Origin of the sequence: Haloarchaeobius caseinilyticus, from assembly GCF_051207395.1 — an archaeon.
GTDB lineage: Archaea > Halobacteriota > Halobacteria > Halobacteriales > Natrialbaceae > Haloarchaeobius.
On record NZ_JBPJZC010000005.1, the window covers coordinates 91010 to 108770 of the forward strand.

Annotated in this window: 21 protein-coding genes; 10 read left to right on the forward strand and 11 right to left on the reverse strand. The window is 64.7% G+C overall.

All coding sequences use genetic code 11. The features are described 5' to 3' along the window. Positions 1-27 precede the first annotated feature (27 nt). The 3 genes from ACSC1P_RS20285 to ACSC1P_RS20295 all read right to left on the reverse strand — a co-directional run bounded on the left by ACSC1P_RS20285 (position 28) and on the right by ACSC1P_RS20295 (position 1773). Complete coding sequence (locus tag ACSC1P_RS20285) at positions 28-1086, reverse strand: DUF7972 family membrane protein (RefSeq protein WP_435362300.1); 1059 nt, start codon at positions 1084-1086, stop codon at positions 28-30. Between the two features lie 11 nt (positions 1087-1097). Beyond that, positions 1098-1304, reverse strand: a complete 207-nt coding sequence (gene sp36, locus ACSC1P_RS20290; protein WP_435362034.1) for a Sp36 family protein — start codon at positions 1302-1304, stop codon at positions 1098-1100. A 97-nt stretch (positions 1305-1401) separates the two neighbouring features. After that, positions 1402-1773, reverse strand: coding sequence for a DUF7344 domain-containing protein (locus ACSC1P_RS20295; RefSeq protein WP_435362035.1), 372 nt, complete (start codon positions 1771-1773; stop codon positions 1402-1404). A gap of 100 nt (positions 1774-1873) precedes the next feature. Between ACSC1P_RS20295 and ACSC1P_RS20300 the strand changes: the two genes are divergently transcribed. After that, positions 1874-2572: a 5-formyltetrahydrofolate cyclo-ligase gene (locus tag ACSC1P_RS20300; RefSeq protein ID WP_435362036.1), complete on the forward strand. Its 699-nt coding sequence runs from the start codon at positions 1874-1876 to the stop codon at positions 2570-2572. 229 nt (positions 2573-2801) lie between these two features. Here ACSC1P_RS20300 and hutH read toward each other — a convergent pair whose 3' ends face one another. Continuing rightward, positions 2802-4373, reverse strand: coding sequence for a histidine ammonia-lyase (hutH, locus tag ACSC1P_RS20305; RefSeq protein ID WP_435362037.1), 1572 nt, complete (start codon positions 4371-4373; stop codon positions 2802-2804). Between the two features lie 183 nt (positions 4374-4556). On the opposite strand from hutH, the gene ACSC1P_RS20310 reads away from it, so the two are divergent. The 4 genes from ACSC1P_RS20310 to ACSC1P_RS20325 all read left to right on the forward strand — a co-directional run bounded on the left by ACSC1P_RS20310 (position 4557) and on the right by ACSC1P_RS20325 (position 7764). Beyond that, positions 4557-4913: a DsrE family protein gene (locus ACSC1P_RS20310; protein ID WP_435362038.1), complete on the forward strand. Its 357-nt coding sequence runs from the start codon at positions 4557-4559 to the stop codon at positions 4911-4913. A gap of 108 nt (positions 4914-5021) precedes the next feature. Next, complete coding sequence (locus ACSC1P_RS20315; protein WP_435362039.1) at positions 5022-5900, forward strand: ArsR/SmtB family transcription factor; 879 nt, start codon at positions 5022-5024, stop codon at positions 5898-5900. A gap of 83 nt (positions 5901-5983) precedes the next feature. Further along, a complete protein-coding gene (locus tag ACSC1P_RS20320) occupies positions 5984-6925 on the forward strand; it encodes an ABC transporter ATP-binding protein (protein WP_435362040.1) in 942 nt (313 codons plus the stop codon). Continuing rightward, positions 6925-7764: an ABC transporter permease subunit gene (locus ACSC1P_RS20325; RefSeq protein WP_435362041.1), complete on the forward strand. Its 840-nt coding sequence runs from the start codon at positions 6925-6927 to the stop codon at positions 7762-7764. The genes ACSC1P_RS20320 and ACSC1P_RS20325 overlap by 1 nt, the downstream gene beginning before the upstream one ends. A 47-nt stretch (positions 7765-7811) precedes the next feature. On the opposite strand, the gene ACSC1P_RS20330 is transcribed toward ACSC1P_RS20325, so the two are convergent. Beyond that, positions 7812-8909: a CNNM domain-containing protein gene (locus ACSC1P_RS20330; RefSeq protein ID WP_435362042.1), complete on the reverse strand. Its 1098-nt coding sequence runs from the start codon at positions 8907-8909 to the stop codon at positions 7812-7814. Positions 8910-9081: 172 nt separating this feature from the next. On the opposite strand from ACSC1P_RS20330, the gene ACSC1P_RS20335 reads away from it, so the two are divergent. After that, on the forward strand, positions 9082-9549 hold the full coding sequence (locus ACSC1P_RS20335) for an Lrp/AsnC family transcriptional regulator (RefSeq protein ID WP_435362043.1): 468 nt from the start codon (positions 9082-9084) through the stop codon (positions 9547-9549). Positions 9550-9575: 26 nt separating this feature from the next. Here the strand turns inward: ACSC1P_RS20335 and ACSC1P_RS20340 are convergent, their stop codons facing one another. From ACSC1P_RS20340 to ACSC1P_RS20350, 3 genes are all read right to left on the reverse strand, one after another. After that, positions 9576-10652 (reverse strand): hypothetical protein, encoded by a 1077-nt coding sequence (locus tag ACSC1P_RS20340; protein ID WP_435362044.1) that lies wholly within the window; start codon positions 10650-10652, stop codon positions 9576-9578. Positions 10653-10735: 83 nt separating this feature from the next. Beyond that, positions 10736-11617 (reverse strand): ABC transporter permease, encoded by an 882-nt coding sequence (locus ACSC1P_RS20345; RefSeq protein ID WP_435362045.1) that lies wholly within the window; start codon positions 11615-11617, stop codon positions 10736-10738. Then, positions 11614-12693, reverse strand: a complete 1080-nt coding sequence (locus tag ACSC1P_RS20350; protein WP_435362046.1) for an ATP-binding cassette domain-containing protein — start codon at positions 12691-12693, stop codon at positions 11614-11616. Before ACSC1P_RS20350 ends, ACSC1P_RS20345 begins: the two co-directional genes overlap by 4 nt. Before the next feature lie 179 nt (positions 12694-12872). Between ACSC1P_RS20350 and ACSC1P_RS20355 the strand changes: the two genes are divergently transcribed. Beyond that, positions 12873-13079, forward strand: a complete 207-nt coding sequence (locus ACSC1P_RS20355; RefSeq protein WP_435362047.1) for a hypothetical protein — start codon at positions 12873-12875, stop codon at positions 13077-13079. Between the two features lie 11 nt (positions 13080-13090). Here the strand turns inward: ACSC1P_RS20355 and ACSC1P_RS20360 are convergent, their stop codons facing one another. Further along, positions 13091-13480 carry a hypothetical protein gene (locus ACSC1P_RS20360; RefSeq protein WP_435362048.1) on the reverse strand — a complete coding sequence of 130 codons (390 nt, stop codon included), beginning with the start codon at positions 13478-13480 and terminating at the stop codon, positions 13091-13093. Between the two features lie 133 nt (positions 13481-13613). Between ACSC1P_RS20360 and ACSC1P_RS20365 the strand changes: the two genes are divergently transcribed. Further along, entirely contained in the window at positions 13614-14312 is a 699-nt protein-coding gene (locus ACSC1P_RS20365) for a hypothetical protein (protein ID WP_435362049.1), read from the forward strand. Positions 14313-14344: 32 nt separating this feature from the next. Here the strand turns inward: ACSC1P_RS20365 and ACSC1P_RS20370 are convergent, their stop codons facing one another. Together ACSC1P_RS20370 and ACSC1P_RS20375 are read right to left on the reverse strand one after the other, a co-directional pair. Next, complete coding sequence (locus ACSC1P_RS20370; RefSeq protein ID WP_435362050.1) at positions 14345-14998, reverse strand: helix-turn-helix domain-containing protein; 654 nt, start codon at positions 14996-14998, stop codon at positions 14345-14347. Positions 14999-15255: 257 nt separating this feature from the next. Then, on the reverse strand, positions 15256-15891 hold the full coding sequence (locus ACSC1P_RS20375) for a DsbA family oxidoreductase (RefSeq protein WP_435362051.1): 636 nt from the start codon (positions 15889-15891) through the stop codon (positions 15256-15258). Positions 15892-16060: 169 nt separating this feature from the next. On the opposite strand from ACSC1P_RS20375, the gene ACSC1P_RS20380 reads away from it, so the two are divergent. Together ACSC1P_RS20380 and ACSC1P_RS20385 are read left to right on the forward strand one after the other, a co-directional pair. Further along, on the forward strand, positions 16061-17161 hold the full coding sequence (locus tag ACSC1P_RS20380; protein WP_435362052.1) for a sensor histidine kinase: 1101 nt from the start codon (positions 16061-16063) through the stop codon (positions 17159-17161). Positions 17162-17293: 132 nt separating this feature from the next. Beyond that, entirely contained in the window at positions 17294-17743 is a 450-nt protein-coding gene (locus tag ACSC1P_RS20385; RefSeq protein WP_435362053.1) for a universal stress protein, read from the forward strand. Positions 17744-17761: the final 18 nt, after the last annotated feature.

Below are 17761 nucleotides of genomic sequence, written 5' to 3' on the forward strand. Positions count from 1 at the left end.
GAGCACTCTGCCGGACTTGTCGGACTGTCACCGCTGTGAGTCGCGCAAGATGAGCGGTCCGATAGCGAGCGTCCGCTTCGCCACCGTCGCGATGCGAGCGATGTACGACACGAGCAGCAAGAACGGGAGCAACGAGATGGTGAACGCGAGGCCCGTCACCCACAGGATGTTCGGGACGCCGACCGTCGACCCGAGTATCGTCCCGCTCCCGACGAACGCGAGCATCCCGCCGGTGATGACGAGCGCCGGTACCGCCGCGTAGAGGATGAGTTGCGAGAGGTCGATGAGTGCCCACTGGAAGTACAGCGTCTTGATGTGCTCGCGTGCCGGTCCGAACATCGTGAGGGCGGTTCGCAGTTCCTCGAGCAAGTGGTTCTCCTCGTCGTCGAGCGTATCGGCGTAGTCGTTCGAGAGGCGTTCTACCTGGAATATCTTCCAGCCGTAGTTGAAGTTGAGTGCCGCGAACAGCACGTCGAACTCGCCGAACGTGCCGCCCTCGAGTTGGTCACGGACCTCGTCGGCGTTCTCGGTGAGGCTGTCGGTGAACTCGTCGATTTCGTCGCGAAGTTCGTCGTCGTCGCTCTCCGAGACCGCGTCTCGGAGCGCGTTCGCCCGGCGCTGGGTCGCCGCGATGATGCTCTGTAAGTACGCGGAGGGGTCGGCGGGAACCGGTTCTTCGACGAGTTCTGACGTATACTCACGGACGTTCATCGTGTTACTCATGCGCTCGTGCTGGTCGCCCAGTGGGCCGTTCTCCTGCGAGATGACGAGTTGGGTGATAGTGACGACGAGCGTCGTTCCCGTGATGATGGAACTCAGCATCGTCGAGAAGATGGTCTCGATGGTGTCGCCGGACTGGAGGTCCGACTGGAAGGCCGGATAGAACGTCGTTCCGAGCAGCATGAACGAGATGAAGACGATGGCGGCGAGCACACCCGTGACGAGCAGTCGGTTCGCCTGTAGCAACACCCAGAGTTTCGTGTGGCTCTCGTCTGCGCGTTCCCGCATCGTGTTGGCGGTACTGACGTCGGCGCTGCCTTCCGTCTCTATCTGCGTGTCGCCGTCCGAGTCGGCGTCAACGTCCATCCCGCCCTCGCTCACGCGTCGTCACCCGTGTCGGCTGGTCGCTTGAAGACGAGATACTTCGTCCCGCCGCCGACGTATGTGATGGTTTCGACTAGCTCCCAGCCGTCACGCCCGAGTTCGTTCAGGTCCGTCTTGGGGTCGACTGCCTCCTTCTTCGTCGGTCCTCTTGGAACACGGAGTGTCTCGTACTCCCAGATGTGTCTCGTCTCTGATTCCATGTGCGTCATTCCATCGTCTGCTTAAATAGCCAGTTGCCTGCACCTGCGTGGTCTTGGTAGTTTTCGTGGCTTTCGTCGTCGCCCGACTCGCCTGTGGTCAGGAGTCTGCCGGTCGCTGCTCGCGCAACAACCCCTCCGTTCGTCTCTCGAACTCGTACGACGGGACCACGGCTCTGACGAAGCTCCCGTCCGCTTCGGCGGTGTGTTCGACGAGGCCGTCTTCGACGAGTCGCGGGACGAGTTCGAAGTACAGCCACGAGTAGAGGTGTTCTCGCTTCGACCGGTCGACGCCCGCGAGGTCCGTCTCGTGCTCCCACGCGGCGACGTGCGTGGCCCACACCTCGATGTCTGTCTCCGCACCGTGGTCGACGAACCACGAGAGCGCGTACTGGGTCCGTTCCCGGTCTATCTCCGGAATCTCGGACAGTCGGGGAGTGGGCCCTGTCGCTGTCTTGCGGGTGCCTGCCATTCGAGTACATATCGCACGCCCAGGGGAGTAAAATGGCGGCTTGCAAGCGCCTGTCACTCGGTTATCGGGGTATTTCACCGGTCGAGACCGAAGCCGCCGTATGGACAAGCAAGCGCGCCGAGAGCGCGTCTGGGACGACCTCGAATCGAGCAGCGAGGCGCGGTTTCCCTACCCGCCACACGGGCGTATCCCCAACTTCGCTGGGGCGAGCGACGCGGCCGACCGACTCACGGCGACCGACGAGTGGCAGGCCGCGGACACCGTGAAGGCGAACCCCGACGCGCCACAGCTACCGGTTCGACGCGCCGCCCTTCGCCAGGGCAAGACGCTGTACATGGCGGTCCCGCGACTGCGTGACGAGGAGTGCTTCCTGCGACTCGACCCCGCAGAAATCGACGACTACGACGAGGCGACGACGGTCGGTGGCTCCTCGAAAATCGGCGTCCCGGTCGGCCCCGACGAGATGGAGCCTATCGACCTCGTCGTGAGCGGCAGTGTCGCGGTCACCGAGACCGGCAACCGCATCGGCAAGGGCGAGGGCTACGCCGACCTCGAATTCGCCCTGCTGCGCGAGTTCGGCTTCGTCTCCGACGAGACAGTCGTAGCGACGACGGTCCACGAGAAACAGGTCGTCGACGACGCGGTTTCGACCGGCTCGCACGACGTGCCACTCGACATCGTGGCGACACCCGACCGGCTGTTCCGGCCTCCGTCGCGACCGAAACCGACCGGTATCGACTGGGATCTGCTCGACGACGAACGACGTGCCGAGATTCCCATTCTGGACCGGTTGCAGTAACGACCAGAAACTATGGGGATAATTTTACAGAAAAATACAGAAGATTTATTTCTGATGGGAACGTATCGATAGCTGGCGCGGTGCGCTGAGTACGGGCGGAGATTCCACCAATCGACTCCCCACCACTGCAGGCCGGTGCTGGCAACCGCGCGCTGTCCCCCTTCCCCGTTCCACTCGTCATCAGCGTCTATCCTCCGTTCAATCGACGCCGAACGCGTCGCCGCCGACCCTACTCTAGTTCCGTACCGACCGCAGCAGCGAGTCGCTCGCCGAGCAGGCCACCACGGGCCAATGCCGCAGCGCGGTCGAGTTCGGGCGAGAGGACCCGGTCGTCGTCGAGCGGTGGCGCGATTTCGCGCACTGCTTCGGCGACCGCCCGCGTCCCGGCCCCCGGTTCGAGTGCCTCGTCGACGAAGTCGAGGGCTTGCGTCGCACAGAGCAGTTCGACGCCGACCACGGTCGCGGCGTGGTCGACCGCCGTCGTGGCGTGGTGGGCCGCCTGCGCCGACATGCTGACGTGGTCCTCTTGTCCACCCGAGACGGGCGTGTTGTCGGTGGCGGCGCGCCCGAGCGACCGGCACTCGTTGACCAACGCGGCGGCGGTGTACTGGGCGATCATGTAGCCCGAGCGCAGGCCGCTCTGGGCCGTCAAAAACGGCGGCAGGTGGTCCTCCTGCAGGTTCGGGTTGACGAGGCGGTCGACACGGCGCTCGCAGATGGACGCGAGGTCGGTCATGACTGCAGTGAGGTAGTCGAGCCGATGCGCCAGCGGCGCGCCGTGGAAGTTCCCACCGGAGACGATGGCCGCGCGGTCGGTGCCCGACGCCCGGTCGTCCACGTCGCTCGCGTCGAAGACGAGCGGGTTGTCGGTCGCGCTGTTCAACTCGATTTCGACGGCTTCGCGGACGTGCGCCACCGCGTCGCGGACCGCGCCGTGGGCCTGCGGCAGGCAGCGAATTGCGTAGGCGTCCTGCACCCGGTCGCAGTTCCGGTGGGACTCGACGATTTCGGAGTCTGCACACAGTTTCCGGACGTTTCGCGCGCTGGCGGCCTGCCCCGGGTGCGGCCGAACCTCGTGAATCGCGGGCGTACAACTCGCGGTCGTGCCCATCGTCACCTCGGTCGTGAGCGCGCCGGCGGCGTCGGCGGCCTGCACGAGGTTCTCGGCGTCGACCACGGCGAGCGCGGCCTTTCCGACCGTCAACTGCGTCCCGTTGATGAGTGCGAGGCCCTCCTTCGGCGCGAGCGAGAGCGGGTCGAGGTCGACCATCGCCAGCGCATCCGCGCCGTCGTACCGCTCGCCCTGATAGTCGGCTTCGCCCTCGCCGAGGAGGACGAGCGCCATGTGCGCCAGCGGCGCGAGGTCGCCGCTCGCGCCGAGGCTGCCGCGCGAGCGAACGACCGGATGGACGCCCTCGTTCAGCAGCGTCACGAGGTGGTCGACGAGTTCTTCGCGGACGCCAGAATAGCCCTTCACGAGCGCGTTGATTCGCGTGAGGAGCATCGCGCGGACCTCTTCTTCGGTACACTCACGGCCGGAACCCGCGGAGTGGCTCCGGATGAGGTTCGTCTGTAACTCCTCGATTTTCTCGCGCGGAATGCGCTCGTTGACGAGTTCGCCGAACCCGGTGTTCAGCCCGTAGACGGCCTCGCCGGACTCGACCACGTCGACGACGCGTTCGCGGGCCTCGCGGACGCGCTCGCGGGCCGATTCGGGGACTTCGACCGTCACGCCGTCGCGGACGGCCGCGGCAACGTCTTCCGGCGTGAGGGATTCGCCGTCGAGTGAGACGGTCGTCATCGTCGGCGTACCTCGTCGGTGTGGATGGAGGATGTGGCTGTTTCGTTCATGCAATAGCGTCCTCGGAGAGAACGCTTTGGCCTTTCGCCTTGCCCGGAATCGGCTTCAGACTGTCGGGTGTGGGTGTGTTCCACACACCGTCGGCGCCGGGTTATCGTGGTGTGTCGCATACCTCCAATTGCGATGGTGAACGCAGCAATCGTAATCCTTGCAGGAATCGAGTCCGGAACCGACCTCGGCAGACTCGTCAACGGGCTGGAGACGGCGAAAGAGTTCTCCGAACACCCCGACGACGAGGTCGAACTCCTCTTCGACGGTGCCGGGACTCGGTGGATACCCGAACTGGAGGACCCGACGCACGACTTCCACGACCTGTACACGGCAGTGAAGGACGAGGCCACGGCCTGTCCCTTCTGCGCGACCGCCTTCGGCGTCGCCGACGAGGTCGAAACGGCCTGTGTCAGGACCCCGGACGAGTACGACGGGCACCGCAGTATCCGGACGCTCGTGGCTGAGGGCTACGAGGTCTTGACCTTCTGACGCGTCGATGTAGGGGCGTCGTGGTGCCGACCGGTCGTGGACGAGGGATGGACGATGTTCGGGAGCCCGGAACCCTTAGGCCTGCGACTGCCTACGTCCCGGCAGCGCATGTCGAGCGACGACGCGGCCGCCACGACTGAGGACGTGTTCGAGGTGTTGAGCAGCGAGTTGCGACTGTCGGTACTGCGGGAACTGGCTGCTGCCGAGCGCGAGGGGCAGCCAGTTCTCTCGTTCTCCGAACTGTACGACCGGGTCGACGCCGAGGGGACGCCGCAGTTCTCTTACCACCTCTCGCGACTCGCGGGACACTTCGTCTGGAAGACCGACGAGGGCTACCGACTCGCACCCGCCGGTGACCGAGTGGTCCGCGCCGTCGTCTCCGGCGCGTACGAGGGGAACCCGACGTTCGAGCCGACGACCATCGAGGGGCACTGTCCGGCGTGTCCGTCGACGACGCTCGACGCGGCACTCGACGACGGACTGCTCGTCGTCTCCTGTGCCGACTGCGAGATGCAGGTAGTCTCGTACGACCTGCCGCCGGGGCAGGCGCTCGACCGGGACTCCGAGACAGTGCTGTACGAGTGTGACCGCCGCGTCCGACACGAGTACGCGATGGCGCTCGACGGCATCTGTAGCGGCTGTGGCGGGGAGATGGAGATTCGGGTCGAGCGGACCGAGGAGACGCCGGTGCCGACGCATATGGCTATCTCGCACTGTACGGTCTGTGACTTGCAAGTGTTCGCACCCGTCGAAACGCGACTCCTGTACCACCCCGCCGTCGTCTCGCTGTACTGGCGACATGGGGTCGACGCCACCGCGATTCCTCTGTGGTCGCTCTGGGCCACGCTGGAACCGTGGGAGACGACCGTCGAGTCGCTGGACCCGTTCGAAGCTGCAGTCCGCGTCGTCGTGGAAGACGACTCGTTGACGGTCCACCTCGACGCCCATCTCGAGGTGACTGTCGACGCAGACCGGACAGAATTTTGACTAAAACGCAGTATAGTTATGAATTTGTTAAATTATAATATTTTTGATAACTTTTATCTCCTCCTGTGGCGCTATCCTCGGATATGGCTGCGATAGCGACCGAGAACCTCACGAAGCGATACGGCGACGACGTACTCGCCGTCGACGGGGTCGACCTCACGGTCCGCGAGGGCGAGGTGTTCGGCTTCCTCGGCCCGAACGGAGCGGGGAAGTCGACGACCATCGACGTGCTCATGGACTACGTCCGCCCGACTGCGGGCACCGCGACGGTGCTGGGCTACGACGCCCAGACCGAGACCGAACAGGTCCACGAGCGCGTGGGCATCCTTCCCGACGGCTACGGCCTGTACGACCGCCTGAGCGGGCGCAAACATCTGGAGTTCGCCATCGACCTAAAAGACGCTGCGGACGACCCCGACGACCTGCTGTCGCGGGTCGCGCTCGCTCCCGAGGCCGCAGCGCGGCCGGTCGGCGGCTACTCGAAGGGGATGACCCAGCGACTCGCACTGGCGCTGGCGCTCGTCGGCGACCCCGCCTTGCTCGTGCTGGACGAACCGTCGTCGGGGCTCGACCCGAACGGGGTTCGACTGGTGCGTGATATCGCCCGGGAACACGCCACAGACGGTGGCACCGTCTTCTTCTCCAGTCACATCCTGCCACAGGTCGAGGCCGTCTGCGACCGGGTCGGTATCCTGAATCGGGGGCGACTCGTCGCCGTCGACACCATCGACGGCCTGCGCGAGACGCTCGAAACCGGTTCGACCATCAGCGTCACGCTCGACGCGATTCCGGCGAACCTCGACCTCGAATCGATTGCCGGCGTCTCGACCGTGACGACCCGAAACCGGACCGTCGAGGTGAACTGCCAAACGCCGGAGGCCAAACTCGCGGTCCTCGACGCGGTACGCGAGGCCGGTGCGACGGTGCAGGACTTCGGTACCACCGAGGCGTCGCTCGAAGAACTGTTCACGACCTACACTGGCGACGACGCCCCGACCGACGCCGTCGCGGCGGAGGGCCGGTGATGTCGATGCGCACCGTCACCATCGCCCGGAAAGAGGTCGTGGATTCGGTCCGCTCGCGGGCACTGTGGAGCATCGTCGCGCTCGTCGCCGCCGTCACCTCGCTCGCGGTCGGGGCGTTGCAGTTCGTGCCCGGCGTCGAGACCGACGTGTTCGCGGGCATCGGCGGCGCGACGGAGTTCGCAGGCATCCTCGTCCCTATCTGCTCGCTGGTCGCGGCGTATCTTGCCATCGCGGGCGAACGCGAGTCGGGCAGCGTGAAGGTGTTGCTGGGCTTTCCGCCCTCCCGGCGCGAGGTCCTCGCGGGCAAATTCCTCGGCCGGAGTGCCGTCGTCGTCCTCGGACTGGTCGCAGGCTACGCCGTCTCCGGCGTCGTCGCACTACTCGCGTTCGGAACGCTCCCGGTCGTCGCCTTCGCGCTGACGATGGCACTCACGGCCGTCCTCGGCGTCGTTTTCGTCGCTATCGCGGTCGGCATCTCGGCGAGTTGCGCGACACGCTCGCGGGCGATGACGATTTCTGTCGCGGCGTATCTCGCCCTAACACTGTTCTGGGACATCGTCCCACAGGGACTGTACATGCTGGTCCAGGGCGGACCACCGAGCGGACAGGTACCGGGCTGGTTCGTCCTCGTCCAGAGCCTGAGTCCCTCGGGGGCGTACGGCTCGCTCGTCACCGTCGTCCTGAGTGGTGCGGCCGGGACGCCCGGTCTCGGTGCGCTCGTCGCCGGTCCCGCACCGGTGTACCTCGAACCGTGGTTCCTGCTCGGGTTGCTGGTCGTCTGGACGGTCGTCCCGCTGGCGGTCGGCTACCGACGGTTCGAGCGCGCAGATCTATCCTGAGTCGCCGCTGGTGTCTCGGGACCACCGACGCCGCCGTCGCCGACCAGTTATCCGGAACTCGGCTGTCCCCGCCCCCGTGTGTCCGTCCGACTCTCCCCATCGAGCGGGTCCTCTATATCGCCCATCACGGTCTCCAGCGCGTCGGTCGCCGTGAGCAAGCCGACGACTTCGCCGTCGGCCAGCACCAGCGCGAGTTCCTGGCGCTCGGCCTGGAAGCGGTCGACAGCGTCACTTATGGTCGTGTCCGCCGAGATGGTCATCGGCGGCGCGGCGATTTCTGCGAAGGTCGTCTCACCGGACTTCAGCGCGTCCATCTGTTCGACGACGCTCGGCACGTAGACGATTCCTTCGAACTCGTCCGCCGTCTCGCCGACGAGCGGGTAGCGAGTGTGTTGCGTCTCCGCGACACGTTGTAGGTTCTCCGCGGCCGAAACCTCGGTCGAGAGGAATACGATATCCGACTCGTCGACCATCACCTCTTGCACTTCGGTCGTCCCGGCCTCCAGCGCTCGCAACACTTCGTCGTGGCGCTCGCCGGAAATCTCACCGCGCTCAAGCAGGGAACTCAGTCGGTTGCGAAGCTGTGCCCGCGACTCGATGACGTCCTCTTCGGTTTCGAGCCACGCACCGGTCATCTCGACGCCGAACAGTCGGAGCGTCCACTTGGCGACGTAGTCGCCGAGCGTGATGAGCGGCGAGATGGCCATGTAGAACCAGTACAGCGGCGTGGCTCCGTACCGGCAGACGAACCGCGACCGCTCGACGCCGAGGTAGGTCGGCGTCTGTTCCCCGTGGGTGAGGTGGATGAGGTTGATGATGAAGTACGAGATGAGCGCGCCAGCCCCGATGGTCGCCAGCGTCGTGCCAGCGAACAGCGGCTCGAACAGGGCTGCGAGCGCCGGTTCGGCGACGATACCGACGGCGATACTCGACGCCGTAATCCCGACCTGACAGGTGGTCAGGTACAGTTCGAGTTCCTGGGTCATCTCCCACGCGCGTTCGAGTTTGGGGTTCCCGTCGACGAATTCGTCTTCCGTGAACTGTCGCGCACGAGTCAGCGCGAACTCGATAGCGACGAAAAAGCCGTTCGCGAGGATGAGCAAGACACCGGCGAGGAGGCGAAGACCGATCTCGGCTGTGTTCATCGATTGTCAGTACGTCGCACTTTTCGCTCCAGGCTATAGAACCCTGTGATTGTCCGGGGATATTTATACTGATTTCCCAAGACGACCATAATTTCTTTCTCAGCTACCGTTCTGACATCGTATTGTGGGCACTGTTATTGCGGTCGGTCGGAAAACGTCGTGACGACTAGCGATGCGAGACCTCGATACGCTCGACAAGCGGATTCTGTACACGCTGCAGGAAGCGGCACGACACACGTCGTCGAACGACATCGCGGCGTCGCTCGACGTGTCCGCGAGCACCGTCCGAAACCGAATTCGGCAACTGGAATCTGAGGGCGTGATTCGAGGGTACCACGCCGACGTGGATTACGAGGGCGCGGGCTACCAGTTGTTCACCCTCATCGTCTGTACCGCGCCGATTCCCGAACGTGAAGAACTCGCCGCGGCGGCCGCTGACGTTCCGGGCGTCGTCGAGGTGCAGGAGGTGATGACTGGTGAGTCGAACGTCCTCGTCCGAGCTATCGGGGTCGACGGCGACGACCTCAGTCGAATCGGCGAAGAGCTGGACGAACTCGGGCTTCGCGTCTCTGACGAAGACCTGATACGGAACGTCCATCGGCGACCGTTTTCGCGGTTCGGGGAAGACGCGGAGGAGTGACCGTCGCTGTTCCTCGTCGGGACAGGCTATCGACGTTCTGCCGCACTGACCCTCTTCGCTCGCGTTTCCACGACGTACTGCATCGCGGGGACGATGGCGAGCAGGTAGACGACCCACCGACTCATGGCGACGGCGGGGCCGAGGTCGAACGTCGAGGCGTCGAACAGCAGTGACGAGGCCGCGCCCGCGAGGACGACCCAGCCGACCAGCCACGTCATCGCGCGTTCTCGCCCGGCCGCGTCGAACCGTCGGTCGGCGGCGGCCGCGAGCGCACAACAGAAGACCGTCGCAGAGGCCTGCTCGAACAGCGGACCGGCCGGAGCGACGAGTCGTAGCGCCGAGAACAGGGGCATCGCGAACAAGAGGAGGACAGCGATGACCACGGCGTCTGCCAGCGGTCCATCTCCGCCGGGAACGATGGCGTCCGCCAGTGTCGGGTCGTTCCGGCCGTCGTCCGTCTCGGTCCCGAACGACCCGGCGAGCGCGACGACCGCTCCCACCGCGATGGCGAGGAGGACAAACAGGCGCAAGCCGTCGGCGCCAGTCGCGACGAGCCACAGGCCGAACACGACCGCGATGCTGCCCATCGGTGCCACTCTCCCGGTCGGCCCACGACCGAGCGAGACCCGTCGGAGTGTCTCGAAGGAGGTCCACAGGAATCGGCCGAACCACCCCGGAGCACGGACGACGAGCACGCGCGTCACCGCGAGGCCGGTGACGAACGCGGGCCACAGTAACTGGCCGCCGGCCACGGTCCACGCGAGTATCGAGAGGCCGACGACGAACGCGCCGAACACCCGCCAGTCCGGTGGGAGGGGACCGTCACCGTCGATTCGGTCCGCGACGGCGAGGACGACGACGAGCGCGCCGAAGGTGACGGCGAAGTCGGCGGTGCCGATGGCCGCCCGGGCCACGAGTGCGGTGACCATCGAAGTAGTCACTGCCGTCGCCTCGGCGTCGAGTTCGAGCGCCAGCAACCCGCCTTCGACCAGACAGAGACCGACGAACGTCACCCCGAGGAGATTCGGGGCGACCGCTCGAAGCAGGTCGAGTGGTTCGTCGCTGTCGTCCGACGCCGCTCGGGTCGTCGCCCGGTGTGACATCGTCCACCTGTTCTAAACAATCAGACAAGTCAGTTTCGTCGTGTGGTCGTGGCTGAAAAATACCAGTCGCCAGTTGCGTGACGTTACTTCGCCTTCGCACTCGTCGCCCGGTTCAGGAAGTACACACCGACGGCACCGAACACGAGGTCCAGCACGAGCAGGACCGCGACGGCGGGTAGCAGCGAGTCCCACGCCCAGCCTTCGACCACGAGCGTCCGGACCGCGTCGACGCCGTAGGTGATGGGGTTGAGGTCGGCGACGGTCTGGAGCCAGCCGGGCATCGACTCGGTCGGCAGGAACGCGCTGGAGACGAACAGCAGCGGGAAGACGAGCAGGTTCGTCATCACGATGGTCGACTCCGTGTTCTGCGTGACGATGGCGACGACGTTCGAGAACGCCGTGAACCACAGCGAGAACAGCATGGCGACGGCGATGATGACCGGCACGCTCGCCAGCCCGCCCGCGTACTCCGCGCCCAGCAACCAGCCGAGCGCCATGATGATGACGACCTGAATCCCGATGCGGAACAGTTCCGAGAGGGTCTTGCCGAGGAACACCGCGCCGCGGTGCATCGGCGAGACGAGCACTTTCGTGTACAGCCCGCGCTCCATGTCGTTCACCAGCCCGATACCCGAGGCCGCAGCCGAGATGATGGCGACCTGGATGACGATTGCGGGCACGAGGTAGGTGATGTAGTCCAGCCCGCCCGCACCACCGCGGCCGCTGAGTGCGCCCTCGACGACGCCACCGAACACCTGCGAGAACAGCAGGAGGAAGATGACTGGCTGGACGACGGAGCCGACCACGACGAACGGGTTGCGCACGGCCTTGAGGTTCCAGCGCTTGAAGTTCACCCACACGTCGCGGGCGAAGCCGTTACCGGCCGGGACGTGCGTTTCGGGCGTCGAGACGGCTTCACCGGAGACGGCGTCTGCTCCCGCGTCGTGGGTCGCTTCGGTGCTCATCGGCGCACCTCGCTGTCGCTGTCACCACTGTTCGCGGCTTCGCCGCTCGCAATTTCGAGGTTATTCGCTCCGCTCAGGACCTCGCTTCCACCGTCAGCGAGCGCCGCCATCGGCTCGCTCTCGACGTGCTCGCCGGTGATGGCGAGGAACACGTCGTCGAGCGTCGGCGAGCGAACCTCGAACGCGGTCACCAGCACGTCGGCGTCACGGAGCGCGAGCAGCAGGTCGGTGGCGATCTCGCGGGCTTGGCGCGAGGTGACGGCCAGTCCGGTTTCGGTCCGTTCGAGTTGGTCGTCGCTGTTGAGGACGGGTGCGATGGCCGCCTCGGCGCGGTCGAGCGTCGCTTCGTCGGGCGTTTCGAGGACGAGGTCGAGCACGTCACCGCCGACGCGAGCCTTCAGTTCCGCAGGTGTCCCGACGGCGACGATTTCGCCGTCGTCGATGACCGCGATGCGGTCGCAAAGCTGGTCGGCTTCCTCCAGATACTGCGTCGTGAGGAACACCGTCGTGCCCTCGTCGTTCAGCTTGCGGAAGTAGTCCCAGAGGCGGTTTCGCGCCGAGGGGTCCAGCCCGGTCGTCGGTTCGTCTAAGAAGACGAGCGGCGGGCGGTGGACGAGTGCCGTCACTGCGTCCAGACGCTTCTGCATCCCGCCGGAGAACGTCTTGGCCTGCTTGTCGGCCACGTCGACGAGGTCTGCCAGTTCGAGCAGGTCGTCGATGCGTTCGGCTCGCTCGGCTTTCGGGACGCCGTAGGCTTCGCAGGCGAAGCGGATGTTCTCCCGAGCGGTGAGTTCCTCATCGACGCTGGTCTCTTGGGCCATGTAGCCGATGGTCCGGCGAACCGACTTCGCGTCAGCCACGGCGTCGAAGCCGTTGACCCGAATCTCGCCTGCGGTCGGCGAGAGCAAGGTAGAGAGCAGCGTGATGGTCGTCGTCTTCCCGGCCCCGTTCGGCCCGAGGAAGCCGAAGAACTCGCCCTCGGCGATTTCGAGGTCGACCCCGCGGACGGCTTCGGTGCCGTCGGCGTAGGTCAGCGTGAGGCCGCGTGTCTCGATGGCGTGTCGTGTGGTGGACATGGTGGGTGTATGACTGCCCGGTCGACGGCGAGTGCATGTCGCTGCGGAGCGGCCGGCTATCGCCGTGTGAGAAAGTCGGAGGACTAGACGCATGCAAGTGATATGAAACTAGCGTGAGACGTGCTGTGTCGGCGGTTGGTCGTCGTTCGCGTCGACGCCGGACCTCCCCCAGTAAACGCATGAACGACAGCAGCATTACCGCGATTTACGGCCTTATCGCCATCGCTACCGGTCTCTCTACGTGGCGTAACCCTCGACTGCAGGGAGCGAGAGACGTCAAAGCCATCGAGTCGGAAGAAGTCGGTTCCGGTGAGCGATGGGGTGCCTACCTCATCGGTGGCGTCTTCGTGTTGTTTGGCCTCGCGCTCCTGTATCTCGCTTTCTGACGCCCACCGCGTCACTCCTCACTCGATTCGTTCGCGTACTCGTCGGCCACCACGCGCCCGATGACGACCCAGTGCAGCTTCGTCTCACCACTCGGATGTGGCTCGCGCATCACGTGGTAGAGGTAGGCGTCGGGCGAGTCCGGGCGATTGCGCTTCACGACTTCGGTGTAGCCGGGCCGTTCTTGGACGTGGAGAATTTCCTCGTCGCCCTGCGGGACGATGGATGTCGGCGACTCGTGGTGGGCATTCAGCAGTTCGTGGGCGTAGAGGATGGCCTCGCGGACGATGTGTGGGCTGTCGGCGTGGGCGTCGAGTGCGGCCACGATGTCGTCGGGCAGGTCGACCGGTGGCTGCGGATTGCTCGCACCGGGTCGTCCCGACTCGGCCTCGTCGGCTGGCATAGCTGACAGTACGCGGTCTGTCGGCTAATCGTCGCTGGTGGGGTACCAGCAAGGAACCGCAATCTGGTTAAAAGGGGGCGCACGTGCAAGGCGTGCGCTCTCGGTGCGTCCCTGCGAACCGGCGCACACAGCGATGTCTGACTCCACCTCTCCAGATGCCCAGTCGCTCGACTCGAAGTCACTTCTCGACGCAACCGTTCGAACGCTCGTGCGAGAACCGGTCAAAGACGCCGTCCACGAGGCACTCGACGAACGGACAGCGACCGCCTCGACGGAAGACGAGACGACGGACGCCGACGAAACGACGGCAGATTCGTCGTCCCGTGGCCGGTCGCTGAAGAAACTCGGACTCGGTCTCGGCACCATCGCGGGTGGGTCGTACCTCGCCCGCCGTCGACGCCGGAACGCGGAGGACGGGGACGAGACGGCAGCGCAGGCCGAAGAAGCACCGGACGACTCGGAACCTGTGCAGGAGGAGTTCACGGTTTCGACGATGGACGACGCAGACGGAACGGTGGACGAGCAGGACACGACCACTGACTCCTCGGGCGGTCGTTCACTCGGTCAGAAACTGGTGCTCGGACTCGGTGCACTCGTGGCTGCGGTCGTCGTCGCTCGTCGTCGCGGTGACGAAGAACAAGCGATGGACGCCGCCTCGACCAGTTCGCAGACGGACGAATCCACGAGCGAGGACGCAGACGCCATCGAATCGGACGCAGACACCGAAGACACCGCAGACTCGGTCGACGCCGAAGACGCTACGGAGGACCGCGAAGCAGCGGAGACAGGGGCCGACAGCGGAGCGACGCAGGCGACCGCAGACGACGACTGAGACAGTACCGGCCCGGTCCGGGGAGTACCGGTCTACACCATCTCCGAGAACAGCGCGTTCGAAATCAACGTCTGATGCCCACGCCGGAGGCGCTCTGACAGCGCCTGGTGCGACACTTCGTGACTGCCTGCGAGGTCGGTGAGGTCGATCTGTCGGGGAACCTCGTAGTAGCCGGCGGCGTGTGCCTCGACCATCGTCTGGTACTGTTCGCGTGTCAGGCCGAACAGGCCACGGTGGAACGAGTCGGACAGTTCGGAGAGGCGGCGGATGCTGACGTCCAGGCCGTTCGCCTCGCAGAGGTCGTACGTCGCAGATACGGATTCGCGGCAGGGAAAGAGGAGCCGAAACCGCCAGAGGCCGTCTTTCGCGACCGCGTCGACGATGGTCGCGCCCTCTTCGAGGAGGACGTAGGCTGCGATACGTGCGCTCGCCGTCCACTCCACGTCGAACAGGTAGCCGTCGTCTAGTTCGGAGAGGACCGTCGTGTCGGTCGTACTCGCGTCGGCCTCGATGACCGCTGGAAGCTGGTCTGTCTCGTCGTTCTTGGCCCAGAGGAACGGCATCACCCGGTCGCTGCCATGTGAGACGAACCTGACCAACTCGAACGTCGTCTCCGGAAGCCTGCACATCGTCTCTGCCAATGCGAACTGCTCTGCAGGCAACGTGGCTTCGATGATGGTACTCATTGACCGGTACAGACTGAGGGTCTGACTGTTAATACTCTCCCAAAATATAGAAAATTTGCCACTGCACTGCAGGCTCCAATCATTCGGTTACCCGAGAAAATTATCGATTTCGTAGCATTACTCGCTCCGGTTGATGCGACGGTCAGCAGAGCACGCAGTACATGCAGTGCAGGCGGTGCAGACAGCACAGACAGTACAGACAGTACAGGTAGCACAGACAGTGGTCGACTTCGGCCGACTCCGGGTCGCGGCGTCGGTTACACGCCTTCGACGAGTCGCTCTAGCTGTTCCGGCGGTACCGCACCGCGGGCCACGTAGCCCTCGTAGGTGAACGTCGGAACGCCCGTGATGCCGTTTCGGCGGGCTACGTCGAACTCCTCGCGGAGGTGGTCGTGCAGGGTGTCGTCGTCGAGCGCCGACCGAATCTCGTCGCCATCGATGCCCACGCTCTCGGCGAGGTCGACCAGTACGTCCTCGTCGCCGATATCCCGGTTCTCCTGCCAGAGCGCCTCGAAGACCGCCACGTCGAAGTCGAGCCACTGTTCGTAGGGGTAGTGCTGCTTGGCGTAGAGCGAGGCGACCTGCGCCGGGAACGAGTCGACGTCGGTCGCGAGGTCGAGGTTCATCTCTACGCCGTACTTCTCCTGCAGTCGGCGCACGCCCTGTTTCGCCTGTTCGTAGTAGGCGTCGTCCTTCCCGTCGTCGACGGACAGGTCGAGTGACCCGTCGGGACGGCGCTTCTGTGCGCGGAGGTCGAACGGTCGCCAGTCGATTTCGAGGTCGCCATCTCGCGTGTCCTGATACGTCGAGAGTGCGTGTCGCCCGAGGAAGCAGAACGGGCAGACGTAGTCGGAGTAGACGGTAATGGTGTCCTCGGTGTGCTGCTGGCTCATGGTCCACGTTCGGACCCTCGGATAGAAAAGTCGGATGTATTGCTGCATCCACCACGCACAACCACGTGGTCGTCTGACTGCGTATTCCCCAACTCGGCCACATCCATTCATTAGTGATGGCGGACTCGGCCATATCCATTCATTAGTGATGACAGCTAACGTGCCTCGCATGGACGGGCCCGAAACGAGTGCGACGTCACGACCGCTGGCCGGAATCGCTGTCGTCGGCTGCAGTGTCGCCTTTGCGGGCCTCGGGCTCGTCGACCTGTTCGTCTTCTCTCTAGACCAGATAACGAACTGGTTCAATCTCGTGTACGAGGTGTTCATCAACGCTGGACTCGCGGGTGGTGCAGCCGTCCTCGGGTACCAGACACTGACCGGCGAGTTGACCGACGACGATGTCGTCCTCGCGGCGAAGTGGTTCTTCGGCGGAATCGCATTCCTCTGGGCGCTCGTCCTCTGGTCGAACGTCGACAACCTTCTCGCCGGAACGTCGATTTTATCCTACGCCAGTAGCTTCGTCGTCCTCGGCGGCCTCGGTGGCCTCGGCGGTATCCTCGCCGGGCGGAACCGCGCACAGGCACAGCAGAACCGGCGACTGCTGGCCGAAGTTCGCGAGAAGCGCCAGACCCTCCAGTTCATCAACCGACTGCTCCGCCACGACGGGATGAACGGTCTGAACGTCATCGACGCCCGCGCGAAGTTCCTCCAATCGTCGATTGCGGACGAGGCGGACCGCCAGCACCTCGAAGTCATCAGTCGTCGCTGTGGACAACTGCAGGAACTGAACGAATCTGCTCGTGTGTTCGCCAGCGCACTCGACGAGATGGAGATGGAGCGCGTGAATCTCGAAGACCTTGTCGAGGCTGAAGTCGCGTCGTTCCGCGACCAGTACCCGGACGTGGAGGTGTCCGTCGACATCGAATCCGACGTCGAGGTCCGTGGCGGCGACTTCCTCTCGTCTGCGCTCTGGAACGTCCTCGAGAACGCGGTCGAACACAACGACACCGACAAACCCGCAGTCTGGGTGAAAGTCCGCGAACAGGACGGCGTCGGAGTCGGCCGTGTCGTCGACAACGGACCGGGTATCCCCGACGAGCAGAAAGAGGAGATTCTCGAAACGCCGACGGCCGACGAGGGCAGCAGCACCGGTGGATTCGGCCTCTACCTCGTCAACACGGTCGTCGAGGGCTACGACGGCTCGGTGTCCATCTCGGACAACGACCCACGCGGAAGTGTCGTCACGTTCGAACTCCCGAAGGCAGCGTAGTTCTCTCACCGCAGTCGATGCTGAACACCACTGAGTGAGCGGTGCGACCGCGTCTCGACCGCCTGATTATTTACACACTTTCGAGTAAACTATCCCGTACAGTTATGTGCCCGGAGGTCGTTACTCCTCCCAATGACGCTCCACACAGTCCTGCTCGCGCTCGGACAGGGCGATACAGACCGAATCGACTCGCTGACCGAGACCGTCGCGGAAATCGCTGGCCCGGCAGACGCTACGGTCGTCCTCGGCCACGTCTTCACCAGCGAGGAGTACGGCGACGTGAAGGACAAACTCTCCATCTCGGCGGACGCCGAGGTCACGGCCGACGACGTGGCGGGCCGGTACAACACCGTGCGAGAAGTCGCAGACCGCCTCGACGACGCAGGCGTCGACTACGAAGTTCGCGGCCGCGTCGGCGACTACGGCGACGAAATCGTCGACCTCGCCGAGGAAGAAACGGCGGACCTCGTCGTCGTCGGTGGCCGCCAGCGTTCGCCGACCGGCAAGGCCGTCTTCGGGTCGACCGCACAGGCAGTAATGCTGAACGCACCGTGTCCGGTGACGTTCGTGCGTGCGGACTGAGTTCGAACCTGACCTATC